8 protein-coding genes are annotated in these 13,225 nt (G+C 67.8%); 3 read left to right on the forward strand and 5 right to left on the reverse strand.

Annotated elements, in window-relative coordinates:
- Positions 1-10 precede the first annotated feature (10 nt).
- The 5 genes from AC0685_RS19675 to AC0685_RS19695 all read right to left on the reverse strand — a co-directional run bounded on the left by AC0685_RS19675 (position 11) and on the right by AC0685_RS19695 (position 5,331).
- Positions 11-880 carry a metal ABC transporter permease gene (locus AC0685_RS19675; RefSeq protein ID WP_478226841.1) on the reverse strand — a complete coding sequence of 290 codons (870 nt, stop codon included), beginning with the start codon at positions 878-880 and terminating at the stop codon, positions 11-13.
- Entirely contained in the window at positions 877-1,620 is a 744-nt protein-coding gene (locus AC0685_RS19680) for a metal ABC transporter ATP-binding protein (RefSeq protein ID WP_125796300.1), read from the reverse strand. The genes AC0685_RS19675 and AC0685_RS19680 overlap by 4 nt, the downstream gene beginning before the upstream one ends.
- Positions 1,617-2,546 (reverse strand): metal ABC transporter substrate-binding protein, encoded by a 930-nt coding sequence (locus AC0685_RS19685; protein WP_478226842.1) that lies wholly within the window; start codon positions 2,544-2,546, stop codon positions 1,617-1,619. The genes AC0685_RS19680 and AC0685_RS19685 overlap by 4 nt, the downstream gene beginning before the upstream one ends.
- Positions 2,547-2,770: 224 nt before the next feature.
- Complete coding sequence (locus tag AC0685_RS19690; RefSeq protein WP_478226843.1) at positions 2,771-4,870, reverse strand: heterodisulfide reductase-related iron-sulfur binding cluster; 2,100 nt, start codon at positions 4,868-4,870, stop codon at positions 2,771-2,773.
- 23 nt (positions 4,871-4,893) lie between these two features.
- Entirely contained in the window at positions 4,894-5,331 is a 438-nt protein-coding gene (locus AC0685_RS19695; RefSeq protein ID WP_478226844.1) for a hypothetical protein, read from the reverse strand.
- Between the two features lie 359 nt (positions 5,332-5,690).
- Here AC0685_RS19695 and AC0685_RS19700 point away from each other — a divergent pair, with 359 nt between their 5' ends.
- Genes AC0685_RS19700 through AC0685_RS19710 form a run of 3 tightly spaced genes read left to right on the forward strand, consistent with a single transcriptional unit; the run spans position 5,691 to position 13,182 of the window.
- Positions 5,691-6,275: a hypothetical protein gene (locus AC0685_RS19700; RefSeq protein ID WP_478226845.1), complete on the forward strand. Its 585-nt coding sequence runs from the start codon at positions 5,691-5,693 to the stop codon at positions 6,273-6,275.
- Between the two features lie 17 nt (positions 6,276-6,292).
- A complete protein-coding gene (locus tag AC0685_RS19705; RefSeq protein WP_478226846.1) occupies positions 6,293-8,302 on the forward strand; it encodes a flotillin family protein in 2,010 nt (669 codons plus the stop codon).
- Positions 8,299-13,182 (forward strand): DNA repair ATPase, encoded by a 4,884-nt coding sequence (locus AC0685_RS19710; protein WP_478226847.1) that lies wholly within the window; start codon positions 8,299-8,301, stop codon positions 13,180-13,182. Before AC0685_RS19705 ends, AC0685_RS19710 begins: the two co-directional genes overlap by 4 nt.
- The last annotated feature ends 43 nt before the right edge of the window (positions 13,183-13,225 follow it).

Below are 13,225 nucleotides of genomic sequence, written 5' to 3' on the forward strand. Positions count from 1 at the left end.
GATTGTCCGGTTACGCCACCCGGGCGGCTTCCCGTCGCCGCTTGGCCAGCCGCTTCCCGACGATCCCGTGCCGCGGCCCGAACAGGTACACCAGCGTGAACCCCGCGCCCTGGACCAGCACGATCATCCCACCGGACGCGGTGTCGAGGTGATAGCTCAGGTACAGCCCGGTCACCGCCGCGAGCACCGAGAACGAAGGCGCGATCACGAGCATCCGGCCGAACCGGTCGGTCAGCAGGTACGCGGTCGCGCCGGGGATGATCAGCATCGCCACCACGAGGATCACGCCGACCACCTGCAATGCCACCACCGCGGTCAGCGCGAGCAGGCCGAGCAGTGCGGCGCCGAGCACCCGCGGGTTCAGCCCGATGGCGTGCGCGTGCGTGGGATCGAAGGCGTACAAGGTGAAATCGCGGCGTTTGAGCACCAGCAGGGTGAGCGTGATCGCGCCGAGGACGCCGATCTGGATCAGGTCCGAGGTGTCGACGCCGAGCAGGTTGCCGAAGATGATGTGGTTCAGATCGGTCTGGCTCGGCGTCACCGAGATCAGCACGAGCCCGAGCGCGAACAGTGTGGTGAACACGATGCCGATCGCGGCGTCCTCCTTGACGCGGCTGGTGTCGCGGACGACGCCGATCAGCGCCACGGCGAGGAATCCGAAGACGACGGCGCCCAGCGCGAAGGGCGCGCCGAGGACGTACGCGAGCACGACGCCGGGCAGCACCGCGTGCGAGACGGCGTCGCCCATCAGCGACCAGCCGATCAGCACCAGCCAGCAGGAGAGCACCGCGCAGACCGCCGACGCGATGACCGTGGACGCCAGCGCCCGCACCATGAAGTCGTAGCTCAGCGGTTCGAGGAACAGGTCGTAGAGACTCACGCGGGTTCTTCTTCCCGTTGCAGGACATCGAGTCCGAAGGCCAGCGCGAGGTTCTCCGGCCGGAGGACCTCGCCGGGGGAGCCGTGCGCGAGCACCTTGCGCATCAGCAGGATCGCCTCGTCGGCCAGGCCGGGCAGCGCGTGGAGGTCGTGCGTGGAGATCAGGACCGCGGCGCCGTCGGCCGCGAGTTCCTTGAGCAGGCGGGTGATCGTGGCTTCGGACCGCTTGTCCACGCCGGCGAACGGCTCGTCCAGCAGAAGGACACGGGCGCCTTGCGCGATGCCGCGCGCGACGAAGGCGCGTTTGCGCTGCCCGCCGGACAATTGGCCGATCTGGCGTCCGGCGAGTTCGGTCAGTTCGACCCGCTCCAGCGCGTGGTCGACGGCTTCGTGGTCGGCGCGGCGCGGCCGCCGCGTGAAGCCGAGCCGCCCGTAGCGGCCGGTCATCACGACGTCCCGCACCGACAGCGGGAACGACCAGTCGACGTCCTCGCTCTGCGGCACGTACCCGATCACGCCGGTCTTGCGGGCGCGGGCGGGGGTGCCGCCGTCGATCGACACCGTGCCGGTGTCCGGCCGGACCATGCCCATGATGGTCTTGAACAGCGTCGACTTGCCGGAGCCGTTCATCCCGACCAGTCCGCAGACGTGCCCGTGTTCGAGAGTGACGTCGACACCGTCGAGCGCGAGGACGTCGCCGTAGTGCACGGTGACGCCTTCGACGCGGATCGCGGCTGTCACGGCTTCGCTCCGGTGAGGGCGGCGACGATCGTCTTCGAGTCGTGGCGGATGAGGTCGAGGTAGGTCGGCACCGGGCCTTCCGGACCGGACAGGGAATCCACGTAGAGGACGCCGCCGAACGCGGCACCGGTCGCGGAGACGACCTGTTGCATCGGGGCGTCGGAGACGGTCGACTCGCAGAACACCGCGGGGACCTTGTTCTGCTTGACGAATTCGATGGCGCGGGTGATCTGCTGCGGCGTGGCCTGCTGTTCGGCGTTGACCGCCCAGATGTACCGCTCGGTGAGGCCGGTGTCGCGCGCGAGATACGAGAAGGCGCCTTCGCAGGTGACCAGCGCTCGTTCGTTCCGCGGCAGACCGCTCAGCGCACCCGTCATCTCGTCCCGCACCTCCTTCAGTTTCGCCTTGTAGGCGTCGCCGTTGGCCTTGAACGCGGCGGCGTCGCCGGAGGAGAGCTCGCTGAACGCCTTCACCATGTTGTCCACGTAGATACCCACATTCGTCGGGGACATCCACGCGTGCGGGTTCGGTTTTCCCTGATAGGCGTCTTCGCCGATGGCGATGGGCTGGACACCCTCGCTGACCACCTTGTGCGGCGCGTCGCTCTCCTTGACGAACCGGGCGAACCACGCCTCCAGGTTCAACCCGTTGTCGAGGATCAGGTCGGCCTTCGCGGCCTTCTTGATGTCGTCCGGGGTGGGTTCGTAGCCGTGGATTTCGGCGCCGGGTTTGGTGATCGACTCGACCCGGAGCTTGTCGCCCGCGACGTTCGAGGCGATATCCGCCAGGACCGTGAACGTGGTCAGTACGACGGGCCGCTTGTCGTCCCCGCCGCCGATCGTCGCGTCGCCCGTGCCGCCGCACGCGGACAGGACGAGTGCCGTCGACGCCGCCAGCGCGCACACGGTCTTGCGCAGATTCGCCATACCGCGAGTTTAGAGTTCGGTGTGCCGAACTTCCAACTCTCGTGTGCCTTAAATCTCTGGGTGAACCCGCGTCCGCGATCGACGTCGGCAGGACGCGGCCTGGCCGGACCGGTCAGGCCGAGGAGGAAGGGTGCCCTGCCACCGCGATAGCGGGGCCTTCGGCCGGGCGGGTTCACGCGTTGTGTCCGTTCCCGGCATACATCTCAGCTCCGCCACCCGGTGCCTTAAATCTCCGTGGTGGTCCGGTCCCGCTCCCGCACGGTCTCCAGCAGGAGCTGGGAGACGTCGCGCACGGTGACGTTCTCGCCACGCTGTTCGCTCTGCCGCTGCACGAGGCCGTCGTTCAGCATCACGCGACAGAACGGGCAGCCGGTGACGATGGTCTCCGCGTCCGTGCCGAGGGCTTCGTCGACGCGTTCGAGGTTGATGCGTTTGCCGATCTGCTCCTCCATCCACATCCGCGCGCCGCCGGCGCCGCAGCAGAGCGAGCGGTCGGCGTGGCGGGGCATCTCGCTGAGCGTCGCGCCGGTCGCGCCGACGAGTTCGCGCGGCGGTTCGTAGACCTTGTTGTGGCGGCCGAGGTAACACGGGTCGTGGTAGGTCACCGGGCCGGCGTCGACCGGCTTGACCGGCGTCAGCTTGCCCGCGCGGACGAGGCGGTTCAGCAGTTGCGTGTGGTGCAGGACCTCGTAGTGCCCGTCCAGTTGCGGGTACTCGCGGCCGAGGGTGTTGAGACAGTGCGGGCAGGTGGTGACGATCTTGCGGGTGCCCGGTTCACGGCCCTCGAACACCGCGTTCAGCGTCTCGACGGTCTGCTGCGCGAGCATCTGGAAGAGGAACTCGTTGCCGGAGCGGCGCGCCGGGTCGCCGGTGCACGACTCGTCGGTGCCGAGGATCGTGTACTTCACCCCGGCTAGATGCAGCAGCTCGGCGGTGGCGCGGACGGTCTTGCGGGCGTTGTCGTCGAAAGCGCCCGCGCAGCCGACCCAGTAGACGTACTCGACGTCGTCGGCGAGTTCGCCGTCGAAGATCGGCACCTCGAAGCCGAGGTCCTTCGTCCACGCGAGGCGGTCGGAGTTGTTCTGGCCCCAGGGGTTTCCCTTGGTTTCGAGGTTCTTGAACAGCACGCCGAGTTCGCTCGGGAAGGCCGACTCGATCATCACCTGGTAGCGGCGCATGTCCACGACGTGGTCGACGTGCTCGATGTCGACCGGGCACTGTTCGACGCAGGCGCCGCACGTGGTGCAGGACCAGAGGACGTCCGGATCGATCACGCCGCCGTCGTCCTGGGGACCGACGAGGGGACGCCCTTCAGGCGCCTCCTTTCCGTCCAGGATGTACGGCGCCTTCTCGAAGAGGTGGTCGCGCAGATCCATGATCAACAGCTTGGGGGACAAGGGTTTCCCGGTGTTCCACGCCGGGCACTGCGACTGGCAGCGCCCGCATTCGGTGCAGGTGGCGAAGTCGAGCATGCCCTTCCAGGTGAAGTCCTCGATCTTGCCGCGGCCGAATGTGTCGTCCTCGCCCGGATCCTCGAAGTCGATCGGCTTGCCGCCGGATTCCATCGGCAGCAGCGGGCCGAGCGCGTCCGGGAGCCGCTTCGCCGTGACGTTGACCGGCGCCAGGAAGATGTGGAGGTGCTTGGAGTAGAGCACGATCGACAGGAACGCCAGCATCACGCCGATGTGCAGCAGCAACCCGACGGTCTCCAGCGGCTCGGTGACCGACGGACCCAGCGGCTCCAGGAGTTCGCCCACGCCAAGGGAAACCCAGGCGCCCGACTCGTACGGGAAGACGCCGACCGCGGCCGACGCGCCCCGGAAGAGGAACATCGTCCAGATCACGTTGAAGATCATGAACAGGATCAGCCAGGCGCCGCCGGTGTGCGAGCCGAAGAACCGCGACGCGCGGTCTTTCCGTTCGGGTGCTTGGCGGATCCGGATGACCGCGAAGACCGCGAGCGAGACGAGCACCGCGACCGCGATGAAGTCCTGGAGGAAACCCAGAACCGCCCAGTGCCCGATGAGCGGGATGTGGAAGTCGTGGTCGAACAGGGCGCCGTACGCCTCGACGTAGACCGATCCGAGGATCACGAAACCCCAGAACGTGAAGAGATGCGCGAGCCCGGGGACCGACCACTTGAGCAGTTTGCGCTGCCCGAAGACTTCGGCCAGATGCGTTTTCGCGCGGACGACCATGACGTCCGAGCGTTTTTCGTCCGGCTGGCCGGAGCGGATCAGTTTGTAGAGCCAGGCGGCGCGGCGGGCGGCGAAAGCGAGACCGGCGACGGTGATGAGCAGACCGAGGATGAGACGAACGAGCACGAGTCCTCCGGGGGAGAATCGGCTCAGTGAGAGCCGGTGTAGTACCGGCACGCCTTGCAGGCGTACCGCATTTTGGCCACTCGCCACCGTTTTCGGTAGGCCTCGAGATGTCCCGGCCGTGGCGGATGCACGCCGAGCCTGTGGTGACGGCGGATCCGCCGCCCCGTTTCGAAGAGTTCGGTCGCCAGGCCGAGATAGGCACGCCTGAGCGCGATCCCCGGTTCCGCGGCGAGAGTGTCCCGGCAGAATCGGTGCAGCAGAGCCAGATCTGGGAGGCCCGGGGTGGTCACACCCGGTAGGTGCTCGACGACGCCGAGGCCGGGATGTCCTGGGGGAACGGAGAATCGCGCGGGAAGTCCACAATGGACGCAGGTGAGCGTGCAGCTCAGACATCGGGTGACATGGCGGATTCGCCGTTCGCGTCGATCCTCGTCGATCGTTTCGCGAACGTGCCACCCCATGGAGCCTCCCAAGACCGTGGTGTGTCCTGTGTCACTCTCAATACTGGAGAGTAGGGCTCGCTCCGGTGCTGCGACAGGTCCAACCGGATGGCTTCGGAGCGGCCGGTCGGCGTAACGCCGGCGGTAAGGCGTCGGTACAGGGGGTCGTGAGTGGCGTTTCGGGTTCTAACCCGAATCGCCACTCACGACCACCCCGGTCGACTCGGTTCCGGCGCCTTTGTCGCATTCAGAGGACGAAATGCGGCGACCTCCCGCACGCTTCCGGGCACCGTGACCCAGTCGTAGCCGAAAACGGCCCGCCCGCGCTCACGCGCTGGTTATAGTCCTGACCCGGGGTAACGGGGGAGGGAACGACGGCGATGGGCGGGTTCGTCACCGCGGCTCTGGGGTTTCCGGCCGTGCTCTTCAGCTTCCTGCTGATCGTGGTGATCGGCTACTGGCTGCTTGCCCTGCTGGGCGCCGTCGAGCTCGACGAGTTCGACGGCGGCGACGGGCTCCTGGTGGGCTTCGGCGGGGTCCCACTGTCCCTTTCGCTCTCCTTACTGATCGCATTCACCTGGTTCGCCAGCCTGGCAGGGACGGTTCTTCTCGATGACCTGGAGCTTTCGACACCATCGAGGATCGGGCTCGGGGTCGGCGTGCTCGTCGTCGCGCTCGTGCTCGGCACACTCGGGACGAGGGTGATCGTGGTGCCGCTACGTCGTGTCTTCGGCCCCGCGAAGGAGCCGAGCAGGAGGGACTTCGTCGGCAGGGCCGCGGTCATCCGCACCTCGTCGGTCACCCATGACTTCGGCCAGGCCGAAGTCGCCGCCGCCGACGGGTCCACGGCCATTGTGGACGTTCGGCAGGCAGGCCAAGGCAACCTGACGGCGGGCAGCCGCGTAGTTCTCTATGACTACGACTCCGAAGGCGAGTTCTTCTGGGTCGAGTCCTTGGACATCTGAAGCAGAAAAGGAACACTATGGGTGCCATCAGTGTGGGGGCCGGCGTGCTGATCGCCGTGGTAGTTGTCATCCTCCTGGTCTTGCTCTTCACGATCACCAGGTTGTTCAAGAAGGTGCCGCAGGGGAAGGCACTGATCATCTCGAAGGTCCGCCGCGTCGACGTGACGTTCACCGGCGCGATCGTCCTGCCGGTGCTGCACAAGGCCGAGATCATGGACACCTCGGTGAAGGCGATGGAGATCACCCGGACCGGCCGCGAGGGCCTGATCTGCCGGGACAACATCCGCGCCGACATCCGGATCTCGTTCTTCGTGCGGGTCAACAAGACCGTCGAGGACGTGATCAAGGTCGCGCAGGCCATCGGCACCGAACGCGCGAGCGACGAGGCGACCCTGCAGGAGCTGTTCAACGCCAAGTTCTCCGAGGCCCTGAAGACCGTCGGCAAGCAGCTGGACTTCGTGGACCTCTACACCAAGCGCCACGAATTCCGCGACCAGATCATCCGCGTCATCGGCACCGACCTCAACGGGTACAGCCTGGAGGACGCGGCCATCGACTACCTCGAGCAGACGCCGATGGCGCAGCTCGACTCCGCGAACATCCTCGACGCGCAGGGTATCCGCAAGATCACCGAGCTGACCGCGATCGAGCACGTGCGCACGAACGAGTTCCGCCGCAGCGAGGAAAAGGAGATCACCCGCCAGAACGTGGACGCCAAGGAGGCGATCCTCGAACTGGAGCGGCGGCAGGCCGACGCCGAGATCAAGCAGCGCCGCGAGGTCGAGACCATGCGGGCGCGCGAAGAGGCCGAGATCGCGAAGGTGCAGGCGGAGGAGCGGCTCAAGTCTCAGGCCGCGCAGCTCCGCACGGACGAGCAGCTCGGCATCCAGCACCAGAACCAGCAGCGTGAGATCGAGGTCGCCGGCAAGAACCGTGAGCGGGTCATCGCCATCGAGAGCGAGCGCATCGAGAAGGACCGGCTGCTCGAGGTCATCGGCCGCGAACGTGAGACCGAGCTGTCCCGGATCGCCAAGGACAAGGAAGTCGAGACCGAGAAGCGGTCCATCGCCGAGGTGATCCGCGAGCGGATCGCGGTCGAGAAGACCGTCGCGGAGCAGGAAGAGAACATCAAGAAGCTCCGCGTCGTCGAAGAGGCGCAACGCCAGCGTGAGGCCACCATCATCCGGGCCGAGGGGGAGGCGCAGGAGAACCTCGTCAAGGACATCAAGGCCGCGGAAGCCGCCGAGGCCGCGTCGAAGCACAAGGCCCGCGAGGAGCTGACGCTGGCCGAGGCGCGCCAGCAGGCCGCCGAGCTGGAGACCAGGGCGAAGATCCGCCTGGCCGAAGGCATCCAGGCCGAGGAGGCCGCCGTCGGCCTGGCCGCGGCGCAGGTCAAGGAACGCGACGCCGACGCGCTGGAGAAGGTCGGCCGCGCCGAGGCCATCGTCGAACGCGAGAAGGCGATCGTGCTCGCCGACGCGATGCGCGACAAGCTCAAGGGCGAGGCCGAAGGTCTCACCGAGAAGGCCGCCGCGATGGCCGCGCTCGACTCCGCCAGCCGCCAGCACGAGGAGTACCGTCTGCGCCTGGAGGCCGAGAAGGAGATCCGGCTCGCCGCGCTCAACGTGCAGCGTGAGGTCGCCGAGGCGCAGGCCACGGTGCTGGGCATCGGGCTGGAGAAGGCCGACATCGACATCGTCGGAGGCGAGACGATGTTCTTCGAGAAGGTGATCGGCTCGATCGGGCTCGGCAAGAGCGTGGACGGTTTCGTCGAGCATTCGGACGTCGTCCAGACCCTCGGGAAGTCGTGGCTCGACGGTTCGGGCAGCTTCACCGACGACCTGACGAAACTGGTCGGCTCGGTGAGCACGGAGGACGTGAAGAATCTGACGCTGTCGGCCTTCCTAGCCAAGCAGCTGCAGGCGGGCGGCCCGGACAGCGGCAAGGTGCAGGAGCTGCTGGCCATGGCGCAGCGGCTCGGCCTCGCCGACACCTCTGTGGCCGCCCTCGCCCCCGCGAAGCAGTGACGACGACCGAACCGGCGGCGGGAATGGAGCAGCTGGACGCGGGCACCTACGAGGTGCTCCGCGCCCGGCTCGCCGCACAGGCCGCCGAACTGGCGAAACGCGCGGACGAGCTCAACAAGGCGCGGCTCGGGGTCTTCGGCAGCGCGCAGCTCGCGCTGATCGGCACGGAGCGGATTCGCACCGCGAACAACTGCGTGCCGCGGGACGTCGTGTCGGTCGGCGGGCGGATGCTTTTCGGCTACAACGTCTTCATCGGCCTCAAGCCCGAGACGACGGTCGATGACGTCTTCTCGCTGCACGGCTTCAGCCACGACGAAGAGGCGTTCCGCTTCGATGACGTGCCCGCCGAAGAGCTGCCGGAGCTGCTGCGCGACGAGCAGTTCGTCCGCGACTTCGCCGAGCTGTACCGGTACTACCGGCAGGCGAAGCTGCTGCAGCTGCGGCGGGTCGAGGGCAAACTGCTCGCGGTGTTCCAGATCGGTCCGCGGACCGAGGACATCCGCGTGCTGCGCTGGGGGATCGCCGCCGACGGCACGGTGTCCTATGTGGACAGCCGGGGCGAACGGGACCACGTCTTCCCGCCGTCGCACGACTTCGAATGGATCGAGACGAGCCGCGAACAGCATGTTCTCGGCCGGCATCCGCATATCTCGATCGAGGACGAGGTGTTCGTCGAGACCGTCGGCGGCAACCTGACGATCAAGGTCGAGAACAACACCGAAACCGGTGAGGGCGTCTACGCCGAGGCGGTCGACGAGCCGCTGCAGAGCCTCGCCGACGCCGAGGTCTCCTACGCCAGGATCGGCCCGCTGATCCTGCTGCGGGTGCTGCCGTACAAGGAGACCGTGCACCGATACCTGGTGTTCAACACCCGCACGCGCGACGTCGTGCGCCTCGACGGGATCGGACAGGCGTGCCAGCGGCTGCCCGAGGACCACGGGATCATCTTCCCCGGCGGCTACTACCTCGACACGGGTGTCAGCAAGACGTTCGACACCACCGTGGACGGGCTCGAATTCGAGCGGGTGATCCGCTCGCCCAACGGCGAGGACGTGCTCTACGTCTTCCACGCGCGGACCGACGGACGCTCGCTTCTCCTGCCGTACAACGTGATCCGCAAAGAGGTCTCGAACCCGATCCCGTGCCACGGGTACTCGCTGTTCGACGACGGCACGATGGTGCTGTTCCGCGCGCTGTCGGACGAGCCGAGCCGTGTGCACCCGATGCAGGTGTGGCGGACGCCGTTCCAGTCCGACACCTACGCCGCGTCGCAGCCCGCCGGGACCGGGCCGCTGGAGCGGGTCGGCAACGCCGATCTGGTCCGCGGGATCTCCGACTGTCTCTCGATCGGCCGGATGGTCGGCGAGATGGCGCCGTCGGCGGCGGTGTTCGAGGCTCTGATCGCCGCGTGCGCGCGGGTCTTCGACCACTACCACTGGCTCGGCGAGGCCGAACTCGGCGATCTGCGGTCGCCGCTGTCGGAGGTCCGGGTCACCGCGGAGCAGGTGCTCGACGAGTTCGAGACGGTCACCGCGCTCACCTCGCAGGCGGCCGACGCCGTCGAGGAAGCCGCCGCGGAAACCGCCTCGCTCGTGCGGAAGGTCCGCGGCGAGGCACTGAACGCGGCCGACGCTTGGGTGCGCAGGCTCGCCGAAATGCACCGCGCGCGAGGCCATCTCGTCACCGTCCGGGAACTGCGCTATGCCGACACCGGCCGCGTCGACGAGTTGATCGCCGATCTCGACGGAAATTTCGGCGAGGCCGCTCAGCGCGCCGTCCGGTTCCTGCAGGGCGAAGACGCGTTCACGAGCTATCACGCCGAGGTCGACGGGCTGATCGAGGCCGCGGGCGCGATCTCCACGGTCGCCGAGGCCGTCCCGGTCGCCGAACAGCTGGACGAGCAGTCCGGCGGGCTCGAAGTGCTCACCGACGTCGTCGGGGGGTTGGACATCGCGGACGCCGTGGTGCGGACGAAGATCCTCGAACGCGTCGGCGAGGTCATCGGCGCGGTCAACCGGGCACGGGCCACCCTCGAAGCACGTCGCAAGGAACTGCTGGAGACCGAGGGCCGGGCGGAGTTCGCCGCCGAGTTCGCGCTGCTCGCGCAGGCGATCACCGGCGGGCTCGCGGTCGCGGACACTCCCGACCGTTGCGACGAGCAGCTCGGTAGATTGCTGTTGCAGCTGGAAAACCTCGAGTCGCGGTTCGGCGAGTTCGACGACTTCCTCGCGTCGCTCGGCGAGAAGCGCACCGACGTCTACGAGGCGTTCTCCTCACGCAAGCAGGCGCTGCTCGACGAGCGGGCGCGTCGGGCGGACAGGCTGGTCGACTCGGCCGAGCGGATTCTCTCGAGCGTCACCAGGCGGGTCGGCACGCTCGGTTCGGTCGACGAGATCAACACCTACTTCGCTTCCGACCCGATGGTCGCGAAGCTGCGCAGCGTCGTCGCCGAACTGCGGGACCTCGGCGACCAGGTGCGCGCCGAAGAGCTGGAAGGCCGGGTCAAGGCCGCCCGGCAGGAGGCGGGCCGCGCACTGCGCGACCGGCTCGACCTTTACGGCGAGGGCGGCGAGACGATCCGCCTCGGCCGCAACACCTTCGCGGTCAACACGCAGGACATCGACCTCACTCTGGTGCCGCACGACGGCGGGATGAAGTTCGCGATCACCGGCACCGACTATCGCTCGCCGGTGCGGGATTCCGCGTTCGAGGAGACGCGGCAGTATTGGGACCAGCTACTGGTCTCGGAGTCGGCCGAGGTCTACCGCGCCGAGTACCTGGCGACGTCGATCCTGGCCGGACAGCCGGATCTGCAGGAAGCCGATCTGCTGGACGTCGTCCGGCGGGTGGCGGGGGACCGCTACGACGAGGGTTACGCGCGTGGTGTGCACGACCACGACGCCGCCGCGATCCTGTCGGTGTTGTTGCGCCTGCGATCCGGGGCCGGGCTGCTGCGTTACCCGCCCACCGCCAGGGCCGCCGCCCAGCTGTTCTGGGCCTTCGGCGCCGATGAGGCGGCGAAGGCCGCGTGGACGACGCGTGCCGCGTCGCTCGCGCGGGTGCGGGAGGCTTTCGGTCACACCACGGCGATCGACGCGCTGGCGCGGGAACTCACCGAGGCGATGGGCGCGTTCGCCACGTCGTCCGGCCTGGCGCTGGACATCGAACTCGCCGGCGAGTACCTGTTCGAGGAGCTGGCCGACGCGTCGCCGGGTTTCGTCACCAGCGGTGGCGCGCGGACCCTGCTCGACAAGTTCCGGCTCGACCGCCGGACCTTCGCCGAAGACCTGCGCGCCCTCGAAGACCTCGCGGACCGTCACCAGCTCGCCGAGGCCTGGCTTCGGTCCTTTGTGGATTCCGCAGGTCTGCCTGACGACGAACTGGCGGAGGCCGTCGCGATCGAACTGGCCGACCTGCCCCGTTACGACTCCTCGGCGGAGCTTTCGGCCACTGTGGACGGTCTGCTCGGCTCGCATCCGCGAATCGTCAACCGGTCACTGACCCTGCGGCTCGACGAGACGCTGGCCAGGACGCTGCGCTTCCGGCGCGAGCGGGTGCCGGGTTTCCGGGCGTACCAGCGGCTGCGCAACGATCTGGTGGCGGCCGAACGCGACAGGCTGCGGCTGAGCGAATACAAGCCGAAGGTGATGAGCGCCTTCGTGCGCAACAGGTTGCTCGACGAGGTCTATCTGCCGTTGATCGGCGACAACCTCGCCAAGCAGCTCGGCGCGACCGGCGACGCGCGGCGGACCGACCAGTCCGGTCTGCTGCTGCTCATCTCGCCGCCCGGTTACGGCAAGACGACCCTCATGGAGTACGTCGCGAGCCGCCTCGGGCTGGTGTTCGTCAAGGTGAACGGGCCGGCCCTCGGGCACGAGGTCACGTCGGTGGATCCGGCGGACGCGCCCAACGCGACGGCGCGGCAAGAGGTCGAGAAGATCTCGTTCGCGCTGGAGCAGGGCAACAACGTGTTGTTGTATCTGGACGACATCCAGCACACGTCGCCGGAACTGCTGCAGAAGTTCATCTCGCTGTGCGACGCGCAACGGCGGATGGAAGGCGTGTGGGAAGGCCGGACGCGGACCTATGACCTGCGGGGCAAGCGGTTCGCGGTCTGCATGGCGGGCAACCCGTACACCGAGCAGGGCAAGCGGTTCCGGATCCCGGACATGCTCGCCAACCGCGCGGACGTGTGGAACCTCGGCGATGTGCTGTCGGGCAAGGAAGAGCTGTTCGCGCTGAGCTACATCGAGAACTCGCTCACCGCGAACACCGTCCTGGCCCCGCTGGTCTCGCGCGAACGGTCCGATGTGGACGTTCTCGTCCGGCTGGCCCGTGGCGACGGCTCGGTGCGGGCGGATCAGCTGAAGCACGCGTACTCGGCGACCGAGCTCGAGCAGATCCTCGCCGTACTGCGGAAACTGATCAAGGTCCAGCGGATCGTCCTGACGAACAACCAGGCGTACATCGCCTCGGCCGCGCAAGCGGACTCGTCCCGCGTCGAACCGCCGTTCCAGCTGCAAGGCTCGTACCGGAACATGAACAAACTCGCCGGCCGGATCGTGCCCGCGATGAACGACGCCGAACTGGAAGCGCTGATCGACGACCACTACGCCGGCGAAGCGCAGACACTCACCTCGGGCGCCGAAGCGAATCTGCTGAAACTGGCGGAACTGCGCGGACGGCTGAGCTCCTCGGAGGCGAAGCGCTGGGCGGACGTGAAGGCGGCTTACCTGCGTGCGCAGGCGCTGGGCGGGGACGACGAGGACCCGATGAGCCGCGCGGTCGGCGCGATGGGCTTGCTGGCGGATCGGGTGGGGGCGGTCGAGGCGGCTATCGAACGGGCTTCGGAGCGGATGGTCGTGCGGGATGTGATGTAGGGCTTTCCCGGTGGGCGGGCTCGGTTGCTTCTCGGCGGGTTCT

The sequence above is a fragment of the Amycolatopsis sp. NPDC043889 genome (assembly GCF_056435645.1).

Bases quoted from the DNA above. Each gene is read 5' to 3' on its own strand.
- AC0685_RS19695 (WP_478226844.1), bottom strand. From the start codon at position 5,331: ATGGGGTGGCACGTTCGCGAAACGATCGACGAGGATCGACGCGAACGG.
- AC0685_RS19685 (WP_478226842.1), bottom strand. From the start codon at position 2,546: ATGGCGAATCTGCGCAAGACCGTGTGCGCGCTGGCGGCGTCGACGGCA.
- AC0685_RS19700 (WP_478226845.1), top strand. From the start codon at position 5,691: ATGGGCGGGTTCGTCACCGCGGCTCTGGGGTTTCCGGCCGTGCTCTTC.
- AC0685_RS19705 (WP_478226846.1), top strand. From the start codon at position 6,293: ATGGGTGCCATCAGTGTGGGGGCCGGCGTGCTGATCGCCGTGGTAGTT.